At 62.1% G+C, this 25415-nt stretch carries 22 protein-coding genes and 2 pseudogenes; 20 read left to right on the top strand and 4 right to left on the bottom strand.

Annotation, left to right across the window (positions count from 1 at the left end; all coding sequences use genetic code 11):
• Positions 1–131: 131 nt before the first annotated feature.
• The 3 genes from AC3WL8_RS00245 (at position 132) to AC3WL8_RS00235 (ending at position 1758) form a co-directional block, all read left to right on the top strand.
• Positions 132–623, top strand: coding sequence for a helix-turn-helix domain-containing protein (locus AC3WL8_RS00245; protein ID WP_492377668.1), 492 nt, complete (start codon positions 132–134; stop codon positions 621–623).
• Between the two features lie 14 nt (positions 624–637).
• Positions 638–1336 carry an HAD-IA family hydrolase gene (locus AC3WL8_RS00240; protein WP_492377788.1) on the top strand — a complete coding sequence of 233 codons (699 nt, stop codon included), beginning with the start codon at positions 638–640 and terminating at the stop codon, positions 1334–1336.
• Between the two features lie 71 nt (positions 1337–1407).
• On the top strand, positions 1408–1758 hold the full coding sequence (locus AC3WL8_RS00235; protein WP_492377667.1) for a cupin domain-containing protein: 351 nt from the start codon (positions 1408–1410) through the stop codon (positions 1756–1758).
• Between the two features lie 48 nt (positions 1759–1806).
• On the opposite strand, the gene AC3WL8_RS00230 is transcribed toward AC3WL8_RS00235, so the two are convergent.
• The 3 genes from AC3WL8_RS00230 to AC3WL8_RS00220 all read right to left on the bottom strand — a co-directional run bounded on the left by AC3WL8_RS00230 (position 1807) and on the right by AC3WL8_RS00220 (position 4342).
• Positions 1807–2298, bottom strand: a complete 492-nt coding sequence (locus AC3WL8_RS00230) for an Lrp/AsnC family transcriptional regulator (protein ID WP_492377666.1) — start codon at positions 2296–2298, stop codon at positions 1807–1809.
• A 74-nt stretch (positions 2299–2372) separates the two neighbouring features.
• Entirely contained in the window at positions 2373–3308 is a 936-nt protein-coding gene (locus AC3WL8_RS00225) for a 2-hydroxyacid dehydrogenase (protein WP_492377665.1), read from the bottom strand.
• An 8-nt stretch (positions 3309–3316) separates the two neighbouring features.
• Positions 3317–4342 carry a GNAT family N-acetyltransferase gene (locus tag AC3WL8_RS00220; protein WP_492377664.1) on the bottom strand — a complete coding sequence of 342 codons (1026 nt, stop codon included), beginning with the start codon at positions 4340–4342 and terminating at the stop codon, positions 3317–3319.
• Between the two features lie 204 nt (positions 4343–4546).
• On the opposite strand from AC3WL8_RS00220, the gene AC3WL8_RS00215 reads away from it, so the two are divergent.
• The 12 genes and pseudogenes from AC3WL8_RS00215 to AC3WL8_RS00160 all read left to right on the top strand — a co-directional run bounded on the left by AC3WL8_RS00215 (position 4547) and on the right by AC3WL8_RS00160 (position 20069).
• On the top strand, positions 4547–5839 hold the full coding sequence (locus AC3WL8_RS00215) for an NAD(P)/FAD-dependent oxidoreductase (RefSeq protein WP_492377663.1): 1293 nt from the start codon (positions 4547–4549) through the stop codon (positions 5837–5839).
• A 49-nt stretch (positions 5840–5888) separates the two neighbouring features.
• Positions 5889–7508: an ABC transporter substrate-binding protein gene (locus tag AC3WL8_RS00210; protein ID WP_492377662.1), complete on the top strand. Its 1620-nt coding sequence runs from the start codon at positions 5889–5891 to the stop codon at positions 7506–7508.
• Between the two features lie 22 nt (positions 7509–7530).
• A complete protein-coding gene (locus tag AC3WL8_RS00205; protein ID WP_316154913.1) occupies positions 7531–8487 on the top strand; it encodes an ABC transporter permease in 957 nt (318 codons plus the stop codon).
• A 20-nt stretch (positions 8488–8507) separates the two neighbouring features.
• Positions 8508–9392 carry an ABC transporter permease gene (locus tag AC3WL8_RS00200; protein WP_492377661.1) on the top strand — a complete coding sequence of 295 codons (885 nt, stop codon included), beginning with the start codon at positions 8508–8510 and terminating at the stop codon, positions 9390–9392.
• Positions 9392–11047: an ABC transporter ATP-binding protein gene (locus AC3WL8_RS00195; protein WP_492377660.1), complete on the top strand. Its 1656-nt coding sequence runs from the start codon at positions 9392–9394 to the stop codon at positions 11045–11047. Before AC3WL8_RS00200 ends, AC3WL8_RS00195 begins: the two co-directional genes overlap by 1 nt.
• Before the next feature lie 104 nt (positions 11048–11151).
• Positions 11152–12633: an NAD-dependent succinate-semialdehyde dehydrogenase gene (locus AC3WL8_RS00190; protein ID WP_492377659.1), complete on the top strand. Its 1482-nt coding sequence runs from the start codon at positions 11152–11154 to the stop codon at positions 12631–12633.
• Between the two features lie 242 nt (positions 12634–12875).
• A complete protein-coding gene (locus AC3WL8_RS00185) occupies positions 12876–15830 on the top strand; it encodes an FAD-binding and (Fe-S)-binding domain-containing protein (RefSeq protein ID WP_492377658.1) in 2955 nt (984 codons plus the stop codon).
• A 10-nt stretch (positions 15831–15840) separates the two neighbouring features.
• A complete protein-coding gene (locus tag AC3WL8_RS00180) occupies positions 15841–17130 on the top strand; it encodes an aspartate aminotransferase family protein (protein ID WP_492377657.1) in 1290 nt (429 codons plus the stop codon).
• 200 nt (positions 17131–17330) lie between these two features.
• The gene (locus tag AC3WL8_RS00175) at positions 17331–18722 is read left to right on the top strand and encodes an aspartate aminotransferase family protein (RefSeq protein ID WP_492377656.1); all 1392 of its coding nucleotides are present in this window, start codon (positions 17331–17333) and stop codon (positions 18720–18722) included.
• A gap of 37 nt (positions 18723–18759) precedes the next feature.
• Positions 18760–18995 (top strand): annotated as a pseudogene (locus tag AC3WL8_RS00170) (tyrosine-type recombinase/integrase); the annotation flags it as partial.
• A 421-nt stretch (positions 18996–19416) separates the two neighbouring features.
• Positions 19417–19719 carry a type II toxin-antitoxin system HigB family toxin gene (locus tag AC3WL8_RS00165; protein ID WP_492377655.1) on the top strand — a complete coding sequence of 101 codons (303 nt, stop codon included), beginning with the start codon at positions 19417–19419 and terminating at the stop codon, positions 19717–19719.
• Positions 19719–20069, top strand: a complete 351-nt coding sequence (locus AC3WL8_RS00160; protein WP_035821158.1) for a helix-turn-helix domain-containing protein — start codon at positions 19719–19721, stop codon at positions 20067–20069. The genes AC3WL8_RS00165 and AC3WL8_RS00160 overlap by 1 nt, the downstream gene beginning before the upstream one ends.
• A gap of 309 nt (positions 20070–20378) precedes the next feature.
• Here the strand turns inward: AC3WL8_RS00160 and AC3WL8_RS00155 are convergent, their stop codons facing one another.
• A complete protein-coding gene (locus AC3WL8_RS00155) occupies positions 20379–20804 on the bottom strand; it encodes a MarR family winged helix-turn-helix transcriptional regulator (RefSeq protein WP_492377654.1) in 426 nt (141 codons plus the stop codon).
• 231 nt (positions 20805–21035) lie between these two features.
• Between AC3WL8_RS00155 and AC3WL8_RS00150 the strand changes: the two genes are divergently transcribed.
• From AC3WL8_RS00150 to AC3WL8_RS00130, 5 genes and pseudogenes are all read left to right on the top strand, one after another.
• Positions 21036–22532: an MFS transporter gene (locus tag AC3WL8_RS00150; RefSeq protein ID WP_492377653.1), complete on the top strand. Its 1497-nt coding sequence runs from the start codon at positions 21036–21038 to the stop codon at positions 22530–22532.
• Positions 22533–22622: 90 nt separating this feature from the next.
• Complete coding sequence (locus AC3WL8_RS00145; RefSeq protein ID WP_492377652.1) at positions 22623–24314, top strand: FAD-dependent monooxygenase; 1692 nt, start codon at positions 22623–22625, stop codon at positions 24312–24314.
• Between the two features lie 21 nt (positions 24315–24335).
• Positions 24336–24530, top strand: coding sequence for a DUF2783 domain-containing protein (locus AC3WL8_RS00140; RefSeq protein WP_492377651.1), 195 nt, complete (start codon positions 24336–24338; stop codon positions 24528–24530).
• 27 nt (positions 24531–24557) lie between these two features.
• Positions 24558–24728, top strand: a pseudogene (locus AC3WL8_RS00135) (ProQ/FinO family protein); the annotation flags it as partial.
• 215 nt (positions 24729–24943) lie between these two features.
• The gene (locus AC3WL8_RS00130; RefSeq protein ID WP_492377650.1) at positions 24944–25102 is read left to right on the top strand and encodes a hypothetical protein; all 159 of its coding nucleotides are present in this window, start codon (positions 24944–24946) and stop codon (positions 25100–25102) included.
• Positions 25103–25415: the final 313 nt, after the last annotated feature.

The raw sequence follows: 25415 nt of genomic DNA, 5'->3' as shown, positions 1-25415 counted from the left end.
ATCGACGCGGCATCTCAATCTGTCGCCTTCGAGATTGCGTCCCTACGCGCTGATCCCCCTTCGGAACCGCCTGAACGAGCCGTCGCGGGGCACAGTCTGAGATGCCTCATAATTCACAACACGATCTGCTTTTGCCCACGTCCATTTCGCAATTCAATGCGGAAAGGCGCAGCAACATCAGCGAGAAGCGCGGCGCGGTTACTCGTATGCTGATGGTCATGAAAGCCACAGCATACGCCCCACAAACAGCTGTCGAAATCCTGCCCACTCACGGAAACTATCAGCGTGTGGCAGCGGCGCTGACGTACATTCACCAGCATCTGGACGAGCGCCTGAAACTGGAGCAGCTGGCAAGGCTTTGCCAGCTCAGCGTCAGCCGCTTCGTCACGCTGTTTCGTCAGGCGCTCGGGATGCCGCCGCATCGATACATCAGCGGCGCCCGGCTGGAACGTGCACGCGCCATGCTCAAACGGGGTTGCTCCCCGGCAGACACGGCACAGGCGTGCGGCTTCTACGATCAAAGCCATCTCGCACTCTGCCTGAAGAATGCCTGCGGGCTTACCCCGCGGCAATTGCAGAGCGCGGGTGGCGCTTCCCTTCCTGCCTCAGTCCCCATTCATTGAAGAGCGAGTTCACCATGAGTCTGAAAGATTTCAAAGTCCTGACCTTCGACGTTGTCGGCACCCTGATCGACTTCGAGCGCGGCATGCTCAACTATCTGCGTAGCGTAGCGCCGGATTCCAAGCTCGGTGACGAGGACTTCCTGGCTGCCTACAGGCAAGCCCGCAAGAGTCCCGACACGACCTGGTACCCGGACGACCTCGAGCGCTGCTGGAAGGTCATCGCCCCCAGCCTGGGCTTGCCCGCGGCCGATGAGATCGCAAAGGGCTTCCGCGACTCCGTCGCTCACTGGCCCGCGTTCCCGGATTCCGTCGAAGCGTTGAAGCGCCTGCGCAAGCATTTCAAGCTGGTCACGATGACCAACGCGCAAACCTGGGCGCTGCGCCACTTCGCAGAAACGCTGGGCAATCCGTTCGACATGGAATTGAGCTGCGATGACGCCATGTGCGAGAAGCCTGACGCCCGCTATTTTGCCTATGCGCGGGGCCGCTACGAAGGCGCCTGGGGCTACAAGCAGGCGGATAACCTGCACGTCGCCCAGAGCCAATATCACGACATCGGCATCTCAAAAGAACTCGGCATCACGACCTGCTGGATCGAGCGCCGGCATGCGCAAAAGGGATCCGGTGGCACGATCGAATCCGCACACACCACACCGGACTACCACTTCCACTCGCTGGCCGAGTTGGCTGACGCCGTCGAAGCCGGCAAGTAAGCCCACCTGTGATGTTGCACGCCCAGCCAGCCAGGTTTGGGCGCTTTCCTCCGTCTGTTGAAGCGTTCCCTATGTCGATCGTCGTTGTTTCAAATTCCGCCCAGGCCGACGGGCTCATAGCCAGCGGCGCGGTCGCGCGCCCCCTGAGCCAGCCTGCCTGCGAAACCGTATCGTTGGAGGTCCCAATTGAGGGCGCTGGCGCCAATCGCAGCGGACTCTGGGAATGCACGCCAGGTCGCTTCGAACGGCAGCTGGCCAATGCAGAAGTCATGCATATTCTGAGCGGCGCTTGCACATTTACGCCTGCCGGCGAAGGGCCGCAGGAGATTCGTGCTGGAGATACCCTGTTTTTTCCCGTCAACACTGTGGGCGTATGGGATATCCGCGAAACCCTTCGCAAAGTCTATGTGGTAATGGGCTAAGCGATTTTCCAGGGGCTCTCGCCCCTGGCGCCGGGCACGCCATGCCATTCACGTCGACGGGAACAGACGCTCGATCGGATAATGGGTCTTGATGAATGGGGACTTGATAACGATAAAGCTGAAATATTTCTCGATTCCGATATTGCTTTCCAGCAGGTTTTCCATTATCTCCTGATAATGGTTCACACCCCGCGTGATGAACTTGAGCAGATAATCGTACCCACCGCTCACCAGATGGCATTCGACAATCTCGTCGATATTTGCCACAGCCTTTTCGAAGTGCACAAAATCCTCCCGGTGATGGTCCTCCAGGGTGATCTCGGTGAAAACCGTCAGGATGTCGCCCAGCTTGTCCATCCTGATCTGTGCACTGTACCCACCGATATAGCCAGCCTGTTCGAGGCGCTTGACGCGAATCAGGCAGGGGCTGGCAGACAAGCCAACAGCCTCCGCTAGGTCCACGTTGGTCATACGACCGTTCTTCTGGAGTTGGGCCAGAATACGAAGGTCCAGACGGTCGAGTTTTACGGGGGTTGCCATTTTTCCTAACGACTGAAGTGTGTGCCCAGCATTTTCTCCGTCCGCCCCGGAGTACGCAACAGGCACTATCCCGGTCAGTATCCCTTTGCGCGATCGACCAGACCTACCATGGGTTGCCCTTCTTTCATGCGCCGCAAGTTATCGAGCACCACTCGCGCAGCGGTGTCCGGGCGGGTCATGCTGGCCACATGAGGCGTGATCCAGACGTGGGGGTGACGCCATAGCGGAGCGTCAGGCGGCAGTGGTTCCGGATCGGTGACGTCAAGGATGGCATCACTTACCACGCCATCATCGAGCGCCATCATGAGAGCCGAGGTATCAAGCTGCTGCCCGCGTCCGACGTGAACCAGCTTCGCGCCACGAGGCAGCTTCGAGAACAGCGAGCCATTGAGAATGCCGCGTGTTTCCTCCGTGAGCGGCAAGAGGCAAATGAGAATGTCGGTGCGCGCAAGAAACTCGTCAAGAACCGACCATCCACAGAATGTCTGCACCCCGTCCAGCCGATGCGCCGAACGCGCCCAACCCGCGCAATCGAAGCCGAACGAAGAGAGCCTGCCCAATACCGCTTGCGCAAGCGACCCAAGGCCAAGTACACCTACGCGGCAGGACTCTGCGGAACGGACCTGCAGCGGTCGCCAGTTGCCTTGCGCCTGCTGGCGCCTGTACGCTGGCATGTCGCGATGCAAGGCGAGCACTGACAGTGTGACATATTCGACCATCCCCTCGACGATGCCAGGCTCAATCATGCGCACCAGCGGCACGTGGTCAGGCAGCCTGTTCAGGTCGAACTGATCGATGCCCGCACCGGTAGAAAACAACACACGCAGATTCGGAAAGACTGCCAGGTCATCTGGCGGCTCCCAAGCGGCCAGGTACTGCACTTCACTCGGATTCCCGATGTCAGGCCACATGCGAAAGCGCACGTGCGGGGCTTCCCGCTCAAACACTTCGGCCCACGTCTGCCCTCGAATGGGATCTGCCTTGTAGAGGAAGGTGACCTCGTCTCGCATACTGTTTGTTACCCCAGAGTTTCGTCCGCCAACACGACGCAGCGGCACTGTGGCTGACGTTCCGCGAGGCCGCCTTTGACCATGACGGCCGTATGGCCCGTCTGCGCCAACCCGAGTGTAACGATCCAGTCACGCAAGTCCGGAGCGTTCATGACATCCAACCGCAGGAACCGCCCATCGGCCATGGCAGCCAGATGTGCGATCAACGCCTTGGCCGTTACAGTACATGGCGCAATCACTGGGCCGATCACGGCACCTCGGCCGAACCGACGCATTAACGCGAAGCCTTGAGCGCCGTCCGGGTGGTCGAGCACCACGGTAGCCAGCGCGTTGGGCTGCCATGACTGCAGCATGTCCTTCCGCGTCATTCCGGTGGCAGCGGTATCCAGTTGTGTCAGCAGGGGCAGGTCTTTGCGACCCGCTGGCCGCAAACGATAGCCATCTGGCAAGGCTACCAGCGGCGGCAACGCTGCACGCCCTTCAAGCCGTGCAATATCACCCACATGGACAAAGCCTAGACGAGTCGCCCAGTCTGGTACCGGGGGCGTCACCTGCATGCGTACGGAGTGGTGCTCGAGTCCCGTACAGAGCGCGTTCATCAGCTGCTTGCTGAAGCCATGCCCTCGCCAGGAGGGGTGCACAGCAATCAGTCCCAAGGATGCCTCGTCGGCTCCCCAGAGCCAGCGCATGCCCATGCCAACAGTGGCATCGCCTGCCTGGATCACAAAGCCCTGGCCAATTTCAAAGAGTGCCGTCAAATCGCGCAGCCTGTGCGGCCATCCGGCCAGCTCCAGGAGTTGGAGAGCATCTGACAGATCGCTCTCCACCATCGGGCGAACTCGAAAGGCGTTGCCAGCAGGTTGTGCATAAATGTTTGCCGATTCCATTGTTTCCACGACGCAACGGGATTCAGTCAGGAAGCGCCCATGATGCGTCGAAGCAGATCGCGGAGATAGGAAAAAATGCTTGCCCAGCGAAGACGCACCAGTGCGGTGCAATCCGCGGGTAATCCCTGATTTTTTTGCGGTGCACATGCACGTCCCGTGTGCCCGTGGCAGGCAATGCCGAATGCCCCGTCAGAAACCGCAGTATTCGCTGTGGCGGCGATAAATACCCCATAAACTCATCGGACATGCATGCTTCAATTTCAGCGTGATGACGCAACTCGCTCGCAGCGCAACGCCAGCATGCTTTGACAGCAAGCCAGGCAGCGCCAGCGGCTCCAAACCACGACTGAAATGAAGCTCGATAGCTATTGGAAGGAAGGTGTACCAGAATTCGCCGGCTCGGCTGACCCATTGCCCGCAACGGCAGATGTTGTCGTCGTGGGCGGTGGGTTCTGCGGCCTGTCGGCGGCGCTGGGGCTGGCACGACGGGGCGCGCGCGTCATTGTCCTCGAAGCAGGCGACAGGCCTGCCGGAGAAGCGTCCGGTCGCAACGGTGGACACGTCAACAATGGCCTCGCCGTTGACTACGCCACGCTGGCGGCACGCGTCGGCGCCGATCGGGCTCGCGCCTGGTATCACGCCTATGACGCCGCCGTCGATACAGTGGAATCAATCGTACGCGAGGAAAACATCGCTTGCGATTTTGTGCGCCGTGGCAAGCTGAAGCTCGCCTCGCGGCCTTCGCACATGGACGCATTGTCGCGCAGCTGCGAACGCCTGCACCGCGATGGCGTCGATACTGACGTGGAACTCTTGGACGCCGCGCGGGTACACGCCGAAGTTGCGAGCGATCGATATCACGGTGGCCTGCTCTACAAGAAAAGCGGCCAAATGCACATGGGCCGCTTTGCCGTTGGCCTGGCCAGCGCCGCTGCGCGCTATGGCTCCGCCATCCACTTCAATACGCCGGTGGAACGGCTACTGCGCGTTGGCAATGGACACTCGTACCGCGTCCAGACGCCGCGCGGTACCGTACTGGCCGACCAGGTGCTGCTCGCCACAGGAGCCAGCCGCCACGGAAGCTATGGCAGCTTCGGCTGGCTGCGTCGCCGCATTGTCCCCATCGGCAGCTTCATCATTGCCACCGCCCCATTGGGCAAAGAGCGCGCCCAATCGCTGCTCGCTGGCCAGCGCACGTACGTGACGACGGCCAACGTCCACCACTACTTCCGCCTCTCACCGGACTACCGCCTCATCTTTGGCGGCCGTGCGCGCTTCGCGGTGTCGAGCCCGCAATCGGACGCACGCAGCGGTCCCATCCTTCGCGCCGGCATGCTTGAAGCGTTTCCGCAACTCTCCGACGTTGCCATTGACTACTGCTGGGGCGGGCTGGTGGACATGACCCAGGATCGCCTGCCGCATGCTGGCGAGCGCGATGGCCTGTATTACGCCATGGGTTTCAGCGGTCACGGCACACAGATGTCAGTGCACATGGGCCAGTGCATGGCACGGGTGATGGCCGGCGAAGCTGCAGCTAACCCGTGGCGCGGGCGCGACTGGCCTGCCATCCCTGGCCACGTTGGCCCGCCGTGGTTCCTGCCTGCCGTCGGCCTCTATTTCAAGATGAAGGACGCAGTGTCCTGACGCTACGCCCCTCCGAATAACACTCCGCCCCCATCAAGGATCTATCGCCATGTTTGACAAGAAGCCGCTGGAAGACTTCGTCGGTCCTACCGAATCGTCCCGCATCATGCATGCCCTGCAACGCGGCGCCACACGGCGCGACATTCTCAAGCTGCTGGCCGCAGGCGGCATGCAGGCGGCCCTGGCGGGATCGCTGGCGGGCGTCGCGGTGTCGGCACACGCCCAGACGCCTCGTCGCGGTGGACGCATTCGCGTAGCGGGCGATAACGCCTCCGCGGCAGATACGCTCGATCCCGCCAAGCAGTCGAACAAGACTGACTACTGTCGCGGAACGATGCTGTACAACTGCCTGACCGAACTCGATTCGACGCTTACGCCACAGCCAGCCCTTGCTGCCTCGTTTGCCACGCAGGACGCGGCCACGTGGGTATTCAAGCTGCGCAAGGACGTGACGTTCCACGATGGCAAAGCCCTGACCCCGGCCGATGTGGTGTTCTCCCTGATGCGTCACAAGGATCCCGCAACGGCCTCCAAGGCAAAGTCGCTGGCCGAGCAGATCAAGAGCGTTACGGCCTCGGGCCCCAACGAAGTGACCGTCGTATTGACGGCCCCGAATGCTGACTTCCCGGTCATCGTTGGCACCTTCCACTTCCATATCGTCCGTGCCGGCACGACTGACTTCAACCAGGGCATCGGCACCGGTCCGTTCAAGCTCAAGGAATTCAAACCGGGTGTGCGCTCGGTAGTGGTCCGCAACGAAAACTACTGGAAGCCCGGCAAGCCGTATCTCGACGAAATCGAGTTCGTCGGAATCGGCGACGAAGGCGCCCGGGTGAACGCGCTGCTCTCCGGCGATCTTGATCTTGTTGCGTCGATCAATCCGCGCTCGGCAGCACGCGTCAAAGGCTCGCCCAATTCCAACATTTTCGTCACGCAGTCCGGTCAGTACACGGATCTGATCATGCGACGCGACACCGGTCCGGGCACCAATCCCGACTTCGTACAGGGCATGAAGCTGCTTCTTGACCGCGAACTGATGAAGAAAAGCATCGCGATGGGTTATGCCGTGCTCGGCAACGACCAACCGATCGATCCTACCAATCGCTTCTACGCCCCTGGCCTGCCGCAAACTAAGTTCGATGCGGAGAAGGCGAAGTTCCACCTCAAGAAGGCCAACATCGGCAGCGCGCCGATACCCGTCGTGGCGTCGCCGGCCGCCCTGTACTCCGTCGACATGGCGCAGATTCTGCAGCAGAGCGCCCGCGCCGCGGGCCTGAACCTTGAAGTCAAGCGCATGCCGGCCGACGGCTACTGGTCCAACCACTGGCTCAACAGCCCCGTCGGCTTCGGCAACGTAAACCCGCGCGCCAGCGCAGACACGTTGTTCACCCAGTTCTTCAAATCGGACGCAACCTGGAACGAGTCGCGCTACAAGGATCCGAAGTTCGACGCCTTGCTGCTGCAGGCACGTGCCGAGACCGATCTGGCGAAGCGCAAGCAGATCTATGCAGACATGCAGGCAATGGTTCGCCAGGAGGCCGGCATCGGCATCCCGCTGTTCGTCGCCTCAGTCGACGGCTACAACAAGCGCCTGAAGGGCCTGGCGCCCGTACCGCTCGGTGGACTGATGGGCTATTCGTTCGCCGAACACGTCTGGCTGGCGGCTTGATCAGAAGGGTGTAGGAGGCATCGTGAATTTGTTCATTCTGCGCTTGTTGGCACGCCGCCTCGGCATGGCCGTGCTTTCTCTGCTGGCGGTTTCCGTGATCGTCTTTGCCATCACCGCGGTGTTGCCTGGTGACGCCGCTCAGGAACAACTTGGCCAGGACGCCACGCCTGAAGCGCTGGCCGCGCTTCGGGCACAGATGGGCCTGGATGTGCCGGCCCCCGTCCGCTACGTGAAGTGGCTGGGCGGCATGCTGCAAGGAACGGCCGGCACGTCCCTAGTGACCGGGATGGCGGTAACCGAGACCATTGGCGGCCGCCTTCCTCATTCGTTGCTGCTGGCGGGGCTGACGGCGCTGATCTCGGTGCCCGTTGCCCTGGGCCTTGGAATTCTAGCCGCCGTCTATCGCGGGACGTGGTTTGATCGCGCCGTAAGTATCGGCTCGGTCGCCGTCGTATCGATCCCGGAATTCCTTGTCGCTACCCTTGCGGTACTGCTGTTTGCGGTCCAGTTGCGTTGGCTGCCCGCCCTCGCCTATGTTAGCGAGGGCGACTCGTGGCAAACGCTCCTGCGTTCAATGGCGATGCCGGTGTTAAGCCTGTGCTGCGTCATCGTGGCGCAGATGCTGCGCATGACCCGGGCTGCGGTGATCGACCAGCTCAACGCCCCGTATGTGGAGATGGTGCGCCTGAAGGGCGCCTCACCATCGCGGATGGTGCTGTTCCATGCGTTGCCCAACGCGATTGGTCCGATCGCCAATGCCGTCGCACTTAGCCTGTCCTACCTGCTCGGTGGTGTCATCATTGTCGAGACCATCTTCAACTATCCCGGCATCGCCAAGCTCATGGTCGACAGCGTGTCGCAGCGCGACATGCCAGTAGTCCAGGTGTGCGCCATGATCTTCTGCGTGGCTTACCTGCTTCTCGTCACGCTGGCCGACGTCTGCGGCATCGTGGCCAATCCGCGCCTGCGCCATCGCTGACGCGCCATTGGATTATTAACATGACCACGACAACAAATACCCACACCCGGCACTCGTCCGTGACCCCGACCGAATCACGCTTCCGGCTCCGCTGCCCCAGGCTTGGCCCGGCCGGCTGGCTCGGCGCGCTGGTGCTGGTGGCCTGGCTGGTTGCGGCGGTGATCGGCCCCATGCTGATCACCACCGACGGCACCCCTTCTGGCGATGTTCAGGTATTCGCCCCAATGAGCGGGCAACACTGGCTCGGCACCGACTACCTCGGTCGTGACATGCTGGTGCGCGTCATCTTGGGAGCGCGCTACACGGTGTGCGTGGCGCTGGTCTCGACGCTGTGTGCGAGCGGCATTGGCATCTCGCTGGCGCTTCTTGCCACGGTTAGCGGACGGTGGATCGATGTGGCCCTGAGCCGAGGTCTCGATACGCTGACCGCCATTCCGAGCAAGATGTTTGCGCTGATCATGGTCGCGGCATTTGGCTCCTCGGTCTGGATGCTCGCAGTCACCGCCGCGATCATCTATGTGCCTGGCGCCTTTCGTATTGCCCGTTCGCTTGGCGTCAACATCAATGCCATGGACTACGTGACAGTCGCCCGGACGCGAGGCGAAAGCACTGCCTACATCATGCGCAAGGAGATTCTGCCTAACATTCTTGGACCGATGCTGGCCGATCTTGGCCTGCGCTTTGTCTACGTCGTTCTTCTGCTGGCTAGCCTGAGCTTTCTGGGCCTCGGCATTCAGCCGCCCGACGCCGACTGGGGGTCGCTCGTGCGCGAAAACATTGGCGCGCTCGCGGACGGAAGCATGGCCGTCATCGCACCGGCCCTGGCGATCGCGAGCCTGACGATCGCGGTCAATCTTGTCATCGACAACCTGCCGGGCCGCTCGGCACGCGCCGGAGGAAAATAATGGGCAAGTCAGTACAGGTAAGGAATCTGCGCATCGCGGCAGGCGACACCACCATCGTTGACGACGTCAACTTCCACATTGCGCCTGGCGAAGTCCTCGCCCTGATTGGCGAGTCGGGATCCGGAAAAACCACCACGGCGCTTTCCCTGATGGGCTATGCTCGCCAGGGTTGCAGGATCGCCGGCGGAAGCATCCGTGTTGGCGACACCGAGGTGCTGTCGCTGTCGCCATCCGAGCAACGCGCATTGCGCGGCCGGTCCATCACTTACATCGCGCAAAGTGCTGCAGCGTCCTTCAATCCCTCGCGGACCATCATGGACCAGGTGGTCGAGCCGGCGCTGATCCATCGGCTGATGGACCGCGCCAGCGCTGAGCGCAAGGCCATCGATCTCTTCCGGGAACTGGCATTGCCTGATCCCGAGACAATTGGGGAGCGCTATCCCCATCAGGTGTCGGGGGGCCAACTGCAGCGCTTGATGGCCGCCATGGCGCTTATCACCGATCCGGATCTCGTGATTCTCGACGAGCCGACGACGGCTCTCGATGTCACCACGCAGGTCGAAGTACTGCGGGCATTCCGCCGCGCAGTGCGCGAGCGGCGCTCCACTGCGGTGTACGTGAGTCATGACCTTGCCGTTGTGGCGCAAGTAGCCGATCACATCCTCGTACTGCGCGACGGCAAGATGCGCGAGCTTGGCGAGACTGACCAGATCCTGCATGCTCCAGCAGATGACTACACGCGCAGCTTGCTGGCCGCTGCGCGACCAGCAGAGCGTAGCGGCAGGCCCGGAAGCGCGGGATCGAGCCCGGTGCTGCTGGAAGTCAAAGGAGTGTCCGCAGGATATGGGGCGGTCGACGCCAAAGGACAACCGGCAGTGAAGATCCTCGACAACATCAATCTGACACTTCACAGGGGCCAGTCCATTGGGGTAATCGGCGAATCCGGTTCGGGAAAAACGACGTTGGCCCGGGCGATCGCAGGCCTGGTTTCGCCATGCACCGGAAGCATCAAGTTCGACGGACAGCCGCTTCCGCCATCCCTGGATAAGCGCAGCCGTGATTCGTTGCGCCGGATCCAGATCGTGTTCCAGATGGCTGACACTGCGTTGAATCCGTCGCACACCATCGAGGAAATCCTGGCCCGTCCCTTGCAATTCTTCCATGGCCTGCGCGGGTCTAAGCAAAGTGCGCGCATCCGGGAGCTGCTGGATCTGGTTCGGCTTCCCGCCAGCCTTGCTGCCCGCACTCCTGCCGGCCTTTCCGGCGGGCAGAAGCAGCGCATCAACCTGGCCCGCGCGCTTGCGGCTGAGCCGGAACTGATCCTGTGCGACGAGATTACGTCTGCGCTTGATACTGTCGTTGGCGCGGCGATCCTCGACCTGATGGCGGAGCTGCGCCGCGAACTTGGGGTGTCGTACCTGTTCATCAGTCACGACTTGCACACTGTGCGGGCGATCTGCGACGAAATCGTGGTGCTGCAGCACGGCCGCAAGCTGACACAGGTTGCACACGCGGACTACGAGCGCGGACCACATCACCCGTACTACGATCTGCTTGCCCGTTCCGTACCGGAATTGCGGCGTGGGTGGATCGACGAGGTCGATCTGGCCGCTGCCCGCTCGGCATGCGAGAACCCGGCCGTAGCAACCCACTAGCTGCTGCCGACGCGGCCTCTTTTTTCATACCCGAATCGCTGCTTCGCCATGTCTGCGCATTTGCGCGACATGGCAGCGGCCCCCTATTGCCTAGGAGAGATGAAATGTCTTTGACCATCCAGAACACCAGCCTTCTGCCGGGCGCCAACCTGATCGGAGCGGAATGGAGCGCCGCCGCGGATGGCCGCACACTGAACGTATGCGACCCGGCGACCGACGAAGTGTTTGCCATCGTGCCGGACAGCGGCGCAGCGGACGCCAGGCACGCTGTGGATGTTGCCCATGCAGCGTTTGCCACATGGAAGAAGGTCCCGGCCAAACAACGAGCGCAGATCGTCAAACGCTGGAATGACCTTGTTGTCGCGCACGTAGAGGACCTCGGCCGCCTGATCTCGCGCGAACAAGGCAAGCCGCTTGCCGAGGGCAAGGGCGAGGTCATCTACGCAGCCAGCTACATCGAGTGGTTCGCCGAGGAAGCGACCCGTGCCGATGGCGACGTCATCGCAGCGCCGGTACCCGGCCGTCGCATGTTTGCACTGCGCGAGCCCGTTGGTGTGATCGCTGCCATTACCCCGTGGAATTTCCCGGCAGCGATGATTGCCCGCAAGATTGCCCCGGCCCTCGCAGCAGGCTGCACCGTCGTATGCAAGCCCGCGGAAGACACGCCCCTTACCTCCCTGGCGCTGGTCAAGCTTGCCGAGCAGGCCGGCGTACCGCCGGGCGTGCTGAACATCGTTACCACGTCGCGCGAACGTGCCGCCGAAGTGGTTGACGTGTGGCTGGAGGACCCCCGCGTACGCAAAATGACATTCACCGGATCGACACCAGTGGGCAAGCACCTGGCGCGCCGCTCTGCTGACACGCTCAAGAAGCTTTCACTGGAACTGGGCGGCAACGCTCCGTTCATTGTCTTCGATGATGCCGATCTGGACGCAGCCGTCGAGGGACTGATGGCTGCCAAGTTCCGCAATGGCGGTCAGACCTGCGTGTGCCCCAACCGCATTTTCGTGCAGGACAAGGTCCACGATGCATTCGTCGAAAAGCTGGCAGCTCGTGTCAGCGCACTCGTCGTGGCGCCCGCGACCGACTCGGCCGCCCAGATCGGCCCGATGATCAACGCTCGCGCCGTGGATAAGATCGAGCGCCACGTCAATGACGCAGTTAGCCGCGGCGCCCGCGTGGTGGCGGGCGGCAAGCGGATCAAGTCGGACCGCTGCCCTGGACCGAACTACTACGCGCCGACGGTTCTGGTGGATGTCGATGCGACCATGGAGTGTTCGTGCGAAGAGACGTTCGGGCCGGTCGCTCCGGTGACGCGCTTTTCGATCGAGGCCGAAGTCGTGGCCGCCGCCAATGCTACGCCTTTCGGTCTCGCGGCTTACTTCTACTCGAACGACGTGAAGCGCATCTGGCGCCTGGCCGACGCGCTCGAGTCCGGCATCGTCGGTATCAACGAAGGCGCGATCGCGGCAGAGGCGGCACCCTTCGGCGGGATCAAGGACTCTGGCTACGGCCGTGAAGGCTCGCGCTACGGCCTGGAAGAGTACATGCACATCAAGTACGTCTGCCAGGGTCAGCTCGAATGAGCAGTGTGCATTCGCGCCTGCGATTCTGGATACCGCAGGCGCTTCCTGCGCGATTCCCGCGCCCATTCGCCGCGCTCACTGAGCGCGGTCGGCACGAAAAAAGGAACTGCTGTTCGTCGGCCAGACAACGAAATACGCTGCTGAACAGCCCCCCGATTTCGGTCAAAGCTTCACTGCCCGCCTCCCTATACTGAGCCACACCCCCGCGCATCGGGGGCCGAACGGGCCGAACCGCAACGACTATGACACAAGCCACCTCCCCACTGCAAAGCGATCTAAACCTGCTGCTGCGCTTGCGCAAACGCCTGGAAGCAGAGACCACGGCGGAGTTGCGATTCGACCAGGTGACGCGAGCCATCTACGCCTCCGAAGCTTCGAACTACCGGCAGGTGCCGCTGGGTGTGGTCATCCCCCGCACCATGGCGGACCTCGAGACTACCGTGCGCGCTTGTGGCGAATTGGGTGTCGCGATGGTGCCACGTGGTGCGGGTACCTCGATGAGCGGACAGTCGGTCAATGCAGCGATCTGTATCGACCACTCGAAATACCTGCATGCCGTCGAGTCGATTGACTCGGAAACGCGCATCGGTCGCGTACAGCCAGGCGTCATCTGCGACCAGCTCAAGCAGGCCGCCGCCGACCATGGTCTGACGTTCGGTCCAGATCCCGCCACCCACAGCCGTTGCACCCTTGGCGGCATGATCGGCAACAACTCCTGCGGCGCCCACTCGGTCATGGCAGGAAAAACCGTCGAGAATATCGAGCGTCTGGAGGTTATAACGGCCACCGGGGCCCGCTTCTGGGTCGGTGCCACCAGCGAAGCCGCGTACGCCGAGCACTTGGCCGCCGGTGGCGAGCGTGCCCGCATTGTGCGAGGGCTGCGTGATCTCGCCGATCGCTATGCCGATGACATTCGCGTCGGCTTCCCCCGTCTGAAACGGCGCGTCTCAGGCTACAACCTGGACCAGCTGCTGCCCGAGAACGATTTCAATATTGCGCGCGCACTGGTCGGCACGGAAGGTACATGCGCCACCGTTCTGCGTGCCGAAACACGGCTGGTGGAAGGATTGCCGGAGCGGGTCCTGCTGGTGCTGGGCTTCGAGTCGATCTTCGACGCGGCAGACTGCGTGCCCGATTTGCTGCCGCTTGGCCCGATCGCCATGGAGGGCCTCGACACCGGCATCATCGGTGGTTTGAAGGAGCTGGGGTTGAAGCTCGACGACATCGCCGAGCTTCCGGCCGGGAATGCCTGGCTGATGATCGAGTTCGGCGCGAGCGAACGCAGCGAGGCCATCAGGCAGGTACGCCATGCGTCGGAAGCCGCAGCAAAGTTTGTCCCGAAGCCCAATGTCCGACTGGTTGAAGACGCCGGGCTAATGGGCCGACTGTGGGCCATTCGCGAAACCGGTGCATCGGCTACCTCGCTGTCCACCGTACCAGGCCAACCCGATCCCACGGTAGGCTGGGAAGATGCCGCGGTTGAGCCGTCCCTGCTCGGCCCGTACCTACGGGAGTTCTCTGCACTGGTCGCCCGCTATGGCTACAAGACCAATATGTATGGCCATTTCGGCGATGGTTGCATTCACTCACGCATCACCTTCGATCTTCGATCGAAGACCGGCGTAAGCGACTGGCGCAAGTTTCTGGAAGAGGCGGCAGCACTGGTGGTCAAGTACAAGGGCTCACTGTCCGGCGAGCATGGTGACGGCCAAGCCAAGGGCGAGTTGCTTCCGCTCATGTTCAGCCCACGCCTCATGCAGGCATTCCGCGAGTTCAAAGCCCTATGGGACCCGCACGGCCTGATGAACCCCGGCAAGCTGATCGACGCCATGCCGGTCGACGCCAACCTCAGGCTGGGCCCTGACTATCGCCGCAGCGACGCCCCCAGCGTGTTCACGTACCCCATGGGCGCCGGTGCCAACGCCGGTTACGGACGTGAAACCGAACGCTGCATTGGTATGGGCAAGTGCCGTTCGTTGGACGGCGGCACCATGTGCCCCAGCTTCAAGGCCACGCGTGAGGAACGATATGCCACGCGTGGGCGGGCACGCATGTTCTTCGAGATGCTTAACGGCGAGATCATCGACGAGACGCGCGATGCAAAGGACGTCAAGGACTCGATGGACCTTTGCCTTTCCTGCAAAGGCTGCAAGAACGACTGCCCCACCCACGTCGATATCCCAAAGTACCGGAGCGAATTCCTCTATCGCTATTATCAGCGACGTATGCGGGCGCCGATGGACGCATTGATCGGCCGACTCGGGCAATGGCTGCCTGTCGCCACCCGATTCAGCGGCGCGTTCAATGCCGTCATGCAGAACCGCCTCTCGCGCAGGATCGGACGAGTGTTCGGCCTGGCAGAGGGTGCGGCTCTCCCACCTGTGGCTGACACGGCATTCCGTCGCAGCAATACGGCAAGGCGTCTGGAGACCCCGCGCAACGAATCGTTTGGCCCGCGCGATGTGGTGGTCTGGACCGACAGCTTCAACAACGGCTTCACCCCGCACGTGATCGAGGCGGCCGTGAAGGTGATCGAGCGGCACGGCTGGCGCGCACGGCTTAGCTCACGGCACGTCTGCTGCGGCCGCCCGTTCTACGATGTCGGTCTTCTCGACCAGGCCCGCAACAATTTGCGCGAGCTGCTCGACGTGCTGGCAGATCCCATCGCAGCGGGTGTTCCCGTTCTGGTACTGGAGCCAAGCTGTCTGTCGGTCTTCCGCGACGAAATGCTGGCAATGCTTCCCAACGATCCCAGGGCGAAGAAGCTAGCGGGTCTCACCGTGACGATGGCCGAGTTTGCCAAGCGCGCCGGCATCAGGCTTGAGGCCGATACGGAGGTCCATGCACATGCCCATTGCCACCAGCGCGCATGCGGTGGTTCGAGCGCAGAGAGCGCCATGGGCCTGAACGTGATGAACACCGGCTGCTGCGGTATGGCCGGTGCCTTTGGCTACCACGAGAAGACGGCGGCCGTCTCTCGTCGCATTGGCGAGACCACGCTTCTTCCTAAGCTTGACGCCCTTGGCGCCGACGCCACGGTGGTTGCTGACGGCTTCAGCTGCCGGTCCCAGATTCGTAAGGTATCCGGACGCGATGCACGCCATCTGGCCGAGGTTCTAGCCGAGGCGACTGCCCCTATTGACCGATCTGTTGCCCCCGCAAATCAACGCGACGCCGCTGTCGCCGAACTTCAATGAGGTATCTAGCATGAGCCAAACCAACCAAGCCTATATCGCCCAGCGCGGCAAACACGTGCCCCACGGAGTGGTCACGGCCCATCCGCTCTTCGCCGAGAAGGCAGAGGGTGCCTACCTGTGGGATGTGGAGGGTCGCCGCTATATCGATTTCGTCGGCGGTATCGGTGTCCAGAACATTGGCCACAATCATCCCAAGGTCGTCGAGGCTGTGCGCACCCAGTTGAACCGCGTCACGCACGCCGCCTTTCAGGTTGTTGGCTATGACGTGTACGTGGACCTGGCAGCGCGCCTGAACAAGCTCGTTGGCGGAAGTGAAGCCTACAAGTCGCTGTTCGTGACAACGGGCGCAGAAGCGGTGGAAAACGCCATCAAGATTGCGCGGGCCTATCGCAATGTGCCCGGCGTCATCGCCTTCCGCGGCGGCTTCCACGGCCGCACGCTGCTGGGTTCGACGCTGACGGGCATGAGCACGCCGTACAAACAGAATTTCGGCCAGGCAGCGGACATCTACCACACCCCCTACCCGGATCCGTATCGCGGCTTCGACGCGGCTGCGGCAATCCGCGCGCTCGAAGATCTGTTCGCCACGCAAATCGCCCCCGAGCGCGTTGCCGCAGTGATCCTCGAACCGGTTCAGGGCGATGGCGGTTTCCTGCCGGCGGGTACCGAGTTCCTGCAGGCGCTCCGTGAACTGACCAAGCGTCACGGCATCGTGCTGATCCTCGACGAAATCCAGGCGGGCTTTGGCCGCACGGGAACGATGTTCGGCTTCCAGCAAGCCGGCATTCAACCGGACCTCGTGACGGTCGCAAAGAGCCTCGCCGGCGGCCTTCCGCTGGCCGGTGTGGTCGGGCGTGCCGAAATCATGGACGCCCCTGCTCCCGGCGGCCTTGGTGGTACCTACGCCGGCAACCCGCTGGCTTGTGCCGCGGCGCTGGCAGTGCTGGATGTCTTCGAGCAGGACAAGCTGCTCGAGAAGTCAAAACAGACCGGCGAGCTGCTGCGCTCCGGCCTCGACGCCATCGCGCGTGACTTCCCGGCAATCGGCACCGTCCGCGGCGTCGGCTCGATGCTCGCACTGGAATTCGTGCGTGACGGCGACCCCTTCCAGCCGGACGCTACGCTGGCGCAATCGGTTATCGACGAATGCCGTACGCGCGGTCTGCTCGTCATCAAGTGCGGTGTGCATCGCAACACGGTGCGCTTGCTGGCGCCGTTGAACAGCGCCCCGGAGACAATCGCGGAGGCCTTGACCATCCTGCGTGACGCGATTGGAGCGTCCACGAACGCTCCCAAGTAATACTGGCATGGGCGCCCCGCGCCCGCCAAAATACAAGGGCGGCCGAGACAGGGAACATCACTTCCTTCGGCCCACGGCATTTTCTGCTGAATCCGCATTAACTATGCGACGGGCGCCGGTTGCGCAATGGCATTGCGGCATCAACTACTTCTTGAAACAGCATATGCTGAGTGCGACCTTTCTCGCACCGACCCTTGCCCATGCACTCTGATTCCCACGAAGCCCTGGCCGCGCTGGACCGCGCCCATCTCATTCATCCCGTATCGGCCTGGCGCACTCATGAACAGCGAGGGCCCACCATCCTCACATCCGGAAAGGGCGCCTATGTCCGCGATGCCGATGGAAACGAACTGCTGGATGCGTTCGCCGGGCTATGGTGCGTCAACGTGGGCTATGGCCAGGAAAGCGTGGTGGAAGCGGCGGCACGACAGATGCGCGAGCTGCCCTATGCCACCGGCTATTTTCACTTCAGCAGCGGACCAGCGATCGAGCTGGCCTCGAAGCTGGTCGAACTCTCGCCCGCTTCCCTGCGGCATGTCTATTTCACGCTGGGCGGTTCGGACGCAGTGGACTCGGCTGTGCGCTACATCACGGCCTACTTCAATGCCACGGGCCGGCCAACAAAGAAGCACTTCATTTCCCTGGAGCGTGGCTATCACGGATCGTCGTCGTTCGGCGCCGGCCTGACTGCCCTGCCCGCGTTCCACTACGGTTTCGACCTGCCACGCGCCAATCAACACTACATTCCTTCTCCCTATCCGTACCGTCAGCCTGACGGAACCGATGAGCCTGCGATTATTGCTGCTTCGGTGGCTGCGCTGCGCAGGAAGGTCGAAGAACTCGGCCCGGAGAACGTTGCCGCGTTCTTCTGCGAACCGGTACAAGGATCGGGCGGAGTTATCGTGCCGCCCCGCGGATGGCTCAAGTCAATGCGCGATGCCTGCCGGGAGTTGGACATTCTGTTCGTCGCCGATGAGGTCATTACGGGTTTCGGCCGTACCGGTCCGATGTTTGCGTGCGAGCACGAGGATGTGCAGCCCGACCTCATGACCGTGGCAAAGGGGCTGACGGCTGGCTACGTGCCAATGGGCGCCGTGCTGATGTCCGACGCGGTCTACAACGGCATCGCGGACGGTACGCCGACCGGCCAGTCCATTGGACACGGCATGACCTACTCCGCTCACCCGGTGAGCGCCGCAGTGGCGCTCGAGGTCTTGCGCTTGTACCAGGAAGGTGGACTTTTGGCCAATGGCCAGCGCGTCGCACTACCATTTGCGGAGGGCCTAAAGCAGATGCTCAACCATCCGCTGGTGGGCGATGCTCGCTCCCTGGGCTTGCTTGGGGCACTCGAACTGGTCAGCAACAAATCGACAAAGCAGCGCTTTGACCCGGCCTTGGGTCTTTCCGACAAGCTGTTCACCGCAGGGTACCGAAACGGCCTGATCTACCGTGCCTTCGGGGACAACATCCTTGGCTTTGCGCCGGCATTGTGCTATTCGGAAGCCGACTTTGAAACGCTGTTTCTTCGTTTGCGAAGCGCGCTTGACGAGGTTCTGGCCGATCCTGCTGTCCGCGCCGGCATTGCGGACTGATTAGAATCCAGCGCAGCTATAGAATTCGTGCGCCTGCGCGCGCGGGCCCGACTGGAAGGTGAAGGCCGATGTCTTGGCAAGCGCCTCGGCCCACTTGCTGCGCCACACCGCCGGCTCCACATGACCGACAAACAGGTCGACCTGCGCTTTGTGCGAGACAACTTTGGGCATTCGTCGATCTCGACCACCAGCGGCTACCTGCACAGCGAGGAGGATGCGCGGCACGAAGCCACGCAGGAGCGGCATCGGATTGGGTGGACCCACAAGACATAAGGCCGCCGTCTTTCCTTAATTACAGCAAGCCAGCCCAGAGCCTGCCCGCGCCTCGTAATTTCACGATGATGAAATTTTATTTGAGCCCACAAGCACACCCGCCGGACCTCATGAATGAAAGACCCCACCTCCCACTGTCACGGACACACCGACTGTGGATCCGCTCGGGTAGGTGCGACTGCCCTTTGCTGGCGGCCTTTCTGGTGGCGGGTCGCTACTGCCAACTAATTGCCCTAACAACGCCGCTTGCGGAGTGCTGATTGGCCAGCGTTCTCCTCCTTCTCAGTCCGAGGGCTTCTGGCCGAGATTCGCAAATATCTTAAGCTCCACATATTTGCGAATTGCGGACCCTCAATCGCCCCGAGATAGGCAGACCTCCCAAAATGGGAGTACATTCCTCCCGGAATGGGAGAACCAAAGGATGCGGATCATTGCGCGGCGGACGCTGCGAGAGTTTTGGGAGAGCGACCCCGCGTATGCGGATGCGATATCACCCCTCACGGAGTGGTATCGCCACATGGAGAAAGTGACATATGCTACACCACAGGATGTGAAAGCCGAACTACGGACAGCCAGCATCCTCAAGGGTGGTCGCGTGGTGTTCAACATCGCCGGGAACAAGTATCGCTTGATCCTGGCTATCGACTGTGAACGCCAGATCGGGTGGGTCCGTTTCGTTGGCACCCATGCCCAATACGACAAAGTTGACGCGGAGAGCGTGTGATGGATATCAAGCCCATTCGTACCGAACTAGACTACGACACCGCCATGGAGCGCATTGGCCAGCTATGGGGCGCGCCGGTTGGTTCGCCCGAAGGCGATGAGCTGGAAGTCTTGTCGATCCTCGTGGAACGCTACGAGGAAGAGCATTACCCTATGCCGCCATCCGATCCGGTCGAGGCCATCAAGTTTCGGTTGGATCAGCAGGGCCTCACCACGCGCGATCTTGAGCCGTTCATTGGCTCCAGTGGCCGCGTGTCTGAAGTATTGAACCGCAAGCGCAAGCTCAGCCTGAGCATGGTCAAGCGCTTGCACGATGGCCTGCGCATCCCCTACGAAAGCCTGCTGTCGTAGGCGCGCGGGCACCAGGCAAACGGCAGAGGCGCCGAACGAATGCAATTTGCAGTGAGCATTGCCGGCTACGGCGGCAAGCCCAGGTCCGCTCCAACTCGCGCTCGCGTGCCGTCGCGCGCACGGGTTGCTGCCCACCCCGCTTTGCCCGGGGAGACGCGCCCGCTGGGCCGGGCATCTTGCTTGACGCTATCTAAGCCTTGGCGCGGCGGCAGCGCAGAGGCAAATTCGGACTGTGCTCCTACGCCGGCAGGTACGGCAAAGCCGACGAGTGACGGGCTTCAAGGGCGCTGATGAACTGCAGAAGTGGGGTTACCCCGCTTCATTGATTCTCTCTCGCGCGTAGGAAACCAGGCGATCAAGCATGCGATCGAAATGCTCCTGCTCGACCGAATCCAGGCAAGAGAGAATTTCGACATTGCGGCGCTCAATTAGGGCCATCGCCCGCCGCCAGATCCGCTCCCCCTTGGCGGTGAGTGTCAACACCACACCGCGGCCGTCCGTTGCGCTAACCGCCTTGCACACCAGCCCCTGATCAACCAGTGACTGCGCCGCGCGGCTTGCCTGCCCTTTGTTCAAATTTGCACTATGCGCAAGGTCGTTGACCGACATCGGACTGAACGATCCGATCGCGGCCAGGCAGCGTCCTTCGTGCATTGGAATCCCCACCTCGGCCTCGTAAGCCAGTTGGGTGACGCGGTCCGTGAGCTTCGACAGCGTGTGCAGGCGGTGCGTCAAGGTGCGATCCAGGGCAACGGGAATCGATTTCAATGTCACAAGCAGCAACCCATTCAGACTTTCAGGCGATTCGGCAACTATACGGCCGATTTGTTGCGGGCATAACTATGCCACCGAGGAGTGCTGACTACGACACCCTCCGTCGGGCCAACGATCTCATCCATACGGTTGCGCGCGCAACCAGTATAAACCCCAATATTGGCTGGCGTTTACCTAAAGCACAATAGTTGCGTGCGCAACCATAACCAACGGTCCCGGCCTAGGAAATCCAGAGCGCCAGACCATCCGGCACAGACGGCAACGCCGCAAAGGCAGCGCGTTCGTTCTACCCATTTGCCGGCATACGGCGCCGCAAGAGAAGCCCCCATGAGATCCCGCTTCGGATTCGTCCAGACCGCAAATGATGCGCCGGCTGCGCAGCCAAGCCACAGCAGCGAAAGCCGGCAGATTGTCGCCAAGGTGTCACGTCATCTGCTGTGGTTCCTGTTCCTGCTGTTTGTGGTCTCGTTCCTCGACCGCATCAATATCGGTTTCGCGGCGCTCACCATGATGAAAGACCTGGGTCTCTCCGGTACCCAGTTCGGTCTGGCCACCACCTTGTTCTACCTGGCTTACATCGCCTGCGGCGTGCCGAGCAACGTTGTGCTGGCGCGTATTGGCGCGCGACGTTGGATTGCCGCCATCATGATCGCTTGGGGGCTGGCCTCCACGGCGACCATGTTCGCTAACGATGCAAGGACACTGTATTGGCTGCGTATGCTGGTGGGTGTCACCGAGGCCGGCTTTCTGCCTGGCATGCTGCTGTACCTGACGTTCTGGTTCCCGGCCGCCTACCGGGCACGGGCCAACGCCCTGTTCATGATCGCAATGCCGGTCACTGCCGCCTTCGGCTCGGCGATCTCGGGCGTGGTCCTGGGCCTGGACGGGCTATATGGGCTCAAAGGCTGGCAGTGGCTGTTCCTGCTGGAAGGGCTGCCGGCTTCCGTGCTTGGCCTGATTGTGTACTTCTATCTCAGCGACACGCCGGCACAGGCCTGCTGGCTCACACCGGATGAGAAGACCACGCTCGCCCGCCTGTTGGCGGCCGAGCACGGAGCCGAGCCGGTGTCACGTCCATCTAACGACCGCCCACGCAGCCTGTGGTCGGAACTGACCTCTACCACCGTGCTCAAGTTCTCGCTGGCCTACTTCTGTCTGGTCAACAGCCTGGCGATGGTGGCCGTGTGGACGCCTCTGATCGTCAAAAGCTTTGCCGGTGACGCCAGCAACACCACCATCGGCCTGTTGGCCGCCATCCCGCAGGTGTGCACGATCATCGGCATGATCTGGTGGGGTCGGCGCTCGGATCGCGCCCAGGAACGCCGCTGGCACACCGTACTGCCGATGTTGTGCGCGGCCGCGGGCTGGCTGCTGACGGCCGGGTCCTCGCAGCCGGCGATACAACTGCTGGGCGTGTGCCTGGCCTCCACCGGCGCTTACACCGCGATGTCGATTTTCTGGACGACGCCAGATCATGCATTGAGCTTCGCAGCGCGAGCCCTGGGCATCGCCGTGATCAATGCCACCGGCAACCTTGGATCTGCCCTCAACCCGCTGGTCGTGGGATGGCTCAAGGATATGACGCACAGCTTCACCACCGGCCTGCTTTACGCGGCAGCGCTACTTGTGGTGGGCTGCGCGGTCTTCCTGGTTCTTCCGATTCCTGGGGCGCCGAAGCCTGCAGCCTGACGGGAAGCGCCATTGTTACGTTCGCACGCCGAAATCGTCGCTCTCGATCCGGCACGCCCACTTTCCCATTCCTGAACAGGAATCAAGCTTATGCATCAGCCCACCACCGAAGCTCGCCCGTCGATCTACTATGACTACCAGGTGTTCCCCCCCTGGCTGCCTTCGTCCCATCCCACGCAGGAGCGCAAGAAGGTAGTCATTGCCGGCTCCGGCCCGGCCGGCATGGTCACGGCGCTCGAACTGGCCCGGCATGGCGTGCCCAGCGTTGTTGTCACCGCGGAGCTGCAGGTGTCCCAGGGCAGCCGCGCGATCGTGTTCACGCGCCGTTCCATGGAAATCTTGCAACAGGTCGGTGTGGCCGGGCTCATGACGGAGAACGGCTTGCCCTGGCGCTTTGGCAACTCGTACTACCGCGGCCAGCATGTCTTCCGGATGGAGGCCCCGCACGATCCGGACGAACGTTTCTTCCCCATGCTCAATATCCAGCAGCAGTACATGGAGGAATACCTGCTCAACGCCTGCGCGGCCAACCCGTTGATCGACTTCCGCTGGGGCAACAAGGTAGTCTCAGTCGAGCAGGAGGCTGACGTTGCTCGCGTTGAGATCGACACCCCCGAAGGCCTCTACACGCTGGAGACAGATTGGCTCATCGCGGCCGACGGCGGTCGCTCCGGGATTCGCGCCGCGATGGACCTGAAGATGGAAGGTGCCTCTTATGAGGGCCTGTTCGTGATCGCCGACATCAGGATTGACCTTCCCCTGCCGACGGAGCGGCTGGCGTTCTTCGACCCCGATTGGAATCCCGGGAATACGATTCTGATGCACCGCGAGCCGCACGGGATCTGGCGGGTAGACTACCAGCTGCCTGTCGGTGAAACGCCCGAGGAGGCGCTCAGGCCCGAGTCGCTCAAGGCCCGCATCGATGCTCAACTGGCGATGATCGGGTACGCCGGCACCCTTTGGGAGATGGATTGGTGTTCCGTCTACTCTGCACGCACCCTGACGCTGCCTGATTATGTACACGGCCGTGTGATCTTCACCGGCGACGCGGCCCACTTGCTGCCAATCTTCGGCGTGCGCGGTGCAAATACTGCATTCCAGGACGCGCAATCGCTGGGTTGGCATCTCGCCTTCGTCATCAACGGGCTGGCCGGCCCCAAGCTGCTGGCCAACTACAGCACCGAGCGCGTCGGCGCAGCCCGCGAGATCATCGAGGAGGCGGGCAAGAGCACACGTTTCATGACGCCGCCCAGCGAAGGCTTCCGCCTGCTGCGCGACGCGGTGTTGTCGCTGTCGCTCAGTGAGGCGTTTGTGCGACCACTTTATCACTGGCGCACTTCGCGGCCGCACGAGTATACCGATTCGGCGCTCAACAGTCGGGGGGACGACAACGCGCTATTCGTGAAGGGCCCTGCTCATGGCGCCCCGCCGCAAAACATTCGCCTGTCAGCTGACGATTTCCTGCTCGATCATCTGGGTGGCGGCTTCGATCTATTGTATTTCACCGAGGCGCCAGCGCTGCCTGCCCCCCTTCAAGACGTCGTCCGAGCGAGCCGCTCCCGCGGCGTGCCACTGCGGGTCATCGCCGTCGGCGCGGCACAACCGGTGGCCGGCGCTGACCTGACGCTTGAAGACGTCAATGGCCACTTCCGCCAACGCTATGGCGTGCTGGCCAGCGGCGCCGCCTACCTGCTGCGTCCCGACCAGCACATATGTGCCCGCTGGCTGACGCTGGATGCGACGCGGCTGCAAGCGGCCCTGCACACGGCCTTGCCTCAGTAAAAATCCCTCAGGAGAGCCTCTATGACTGCCCACCACAAAAGCCTCACCATTGCCGGCCTGGAGTTAGTCTACGACGCCCTGTCGAGTGCCATCGATCAGGCGGGCGCGGACAAGACTGAGTTGTTTCTGGTCAAGCTGGCGCTGCTCAACGCCAACGCACTGGGAAATCCACAGCAATTCCAGCAACACGTACAGGTCGCGTTGAAGGACCTGTGACGCGCCACTCCCCAGGCGGTGCACGCCACCGCCAGGCTGCAGAAGCGCTTCCCGCAAACCTTTCCGAACAACCCTGCGCCCAAGGTGCCGCTCAAGCTCGGCATCTTCGAGGACCTCATTCAACGTGCCCAAGCGCTTGCCCTGACGGAGGCGGAATTGCGCGAGGCGATCCGGAACTGGTGCCACGGCATCCGCTACCTGGTCGATGCCCTGAGGTCAGGGTATCGGCAGCTGGCCCGGCGAAGGCGCGCAACAGTCAATCTCAGGGCCACGGCACCAGCGGGAATGACCTTCTCAAGCGAATTCTTGGCCGATCTCGGCCACGTCAAACCCGGTTTCACGTCACACACAAGCCGTATCCGAGGCTTACGCCTGGGGTGATCACAGCACCACGCGACTCCTCCAGCCCAGGCATGCCGTTCCCACGCAATATCCTCGTCGATCTTGGCCGCATGGGTCGCTGCCTGTTCGAGCCAAGGCGCATGCGCCTTGGGAACGATCAGCATCGTCAAACCCAGTTCATCCACCACACGCAGGGCGTGCTCGAGATTGACGCCCTTGCCGTTCTCTAGCTTGGACAGCATGCCGATGGCGACCCCGCAATGCCTCGCGGTCAATGGGCATCCCGTCCCCTGCCCGGGTGGCTCGAATGCGGTCGCCCAGTTGGTGAATGCAGCGAATCGTCGCGCGCGAAGGTGGGGTCGGACCAAGTAGTGGTCGCGGCATGGAGGCCCGTCATTTGAAGAGCGAAGCCTGCGTGGAGGCTACTCGTCAGAGTATTTCATGATCGTGAAATTATACTCGGCAACGGTATAGCTCAATAGGGACGTTGGCCTCATACCAGCCAGCACTTGGGCAGTCGTAGGTTAAACTCGGCGATTAATT

The organism is Cupriavidus sp. FW305-F7 (assembly GCF_058782875.1).
Note: the sequence above shows the minus strand (reverse complement) of the source record. Positions and strands in the feature narration are given on the sequence as shown.

What these genes read in the sequence shown, in the direction of transcription:
- AC3WL8_RS00240 (WP_492377788.1), top strand. Translation starts at nt 638, where the DNA reads ATGAGTCTGAAAGATTTCAAAGTCCTGACCTTCGACGTTGTCGGCACC.
- AC3WL8_RS00235 (WP_492377667.1), top strand. Translation starts at nt 1,408, where the DNA reads ATGTCGATCGTCGTTGTTTCAAATTCCGCCCAGGCCGACGGGCTCATA.
- AC3WL8_RS00230 (WP_492377666.1), bottom strand. Translation starts at nt 2,298, where the DNA reads ATGGCAACCCCCGTAAAACTCGACCGTCTGGACCTTCGTATTCTGGCC.
- AC3WL8_RS00225 (WP_492377665.1), bottom strand. Translation starts at nt 3,308, where the DNA reads ATGCGAGACGAGGTCACCTTCCTCTACAAGGCAGATCCCATTCGAGGG.
- AC3WL8_RS00220 (WP_492377664.1), bottom strand. Translation starts at nt 4,342, where the DNA reads ATGTGCACCGCAAAAAAATCAGGGATTACCCGCGGATTGCACCGCACT.
- AC3WL8_RS00215 (WP_492377663.1), top strand. Translation starts at nt 4,547, where the DNA reads ATGAAGCTCGATAGCTATTGGAAGGAAGGTGTACCAGAATTCGCCGGC.
- AC3WL8_RS00210 (WP_492377662.1), top strand. Translation starts at nt 5,889, where the DNA reads ATGTTTGACAAGAAGCCGCTGGAAGACTTCGTCGGTCCTACCGAATCG.
- AC3WL8_RS00200 (WP_492377661.1), top strand. Translation starts at nt 8,508, where the DNA reads ATGACCACGACAACAAATACCCACACCCGGCACTCGTCCGTGACCCCG.
- AC3WL8_RS00195 (WP_492377660.1), top strand. Translation starts at nt 9,392, where the DNA reads ATGGGCAAGTCAGTACAGGTAAGGAATCTGCGCATCGCGGCAGGCGAC.
- AC3WL8_RS00190 (WP_492377659.1), top strand. Translation starts at nt 11,152, where the DNA reads ATGTCTTTGACCATCCAGAACACCAGCCTTCTGCCGGGCGCCAACCTG.
- AC3WL8_RS00185 (WP_492377658.1), top strand. Translation starts at nt 12,876, where the DNA reads ATGACACAAGCCACCTCCCCACTGCAAAGCGATCTAAACCTGCTGCTG.
- AC3WL8_RS00180 (WP_492377657.1), top strand. Translation starts at nt 15,841, where the DNA reads ATGAGCCAAACCAACCAAGCCTATATCGCCCAGCGCGGCAAACACGTG.
- AC3WL8_RS00175 (WP_492377656.1), top strand. Translation starts at nt 17,331, where the DNA reads ATGCACTCTGATTCCCACGAAGCCCTGGCCGCGCTGGACCGCGCCCAT.
- AC3WL8_RS00165 (WP_492377655.1), top strand. Translation starts at nt 19,417, where the DNA reads ATGCGGATCATTGCGCGGCGGACGCTGCGAGAGTTTTGGGAGAGCGAC.
- AC3WL8_RS00160 (WP_035821158.1), top strand. Translation starts at nt 19,719, where the DNA reads ATGGATATCAAGCCCATTCGTACCGAACTAGACTACGACACCGCCATG.
- AC3WL8_RS00145 (WP_492377652.1), top strand. Translation starts at nt 22,623, where the DNA reads ATGCATCAGCCCACCACCGAAGCTCGCCCGTCGATCTACTATGACTAC.
- AC3WL8_RS00140 (WP_492377651.1), top strand. Translation starts at nt 24,336, where the DNA reads ATGACTGCCCACCACAAAAGCCTCACCATTGCCGGCCTGGAGTTAGTC.
- AC3WL8_RS00130 (WP_492377650.1), top strand. Translation starts at nt 24,944, where the DNA reads ATGCCGTTCCCACGCAATATCCTCGTCGATCTTGGCCGCATGGGTCGC.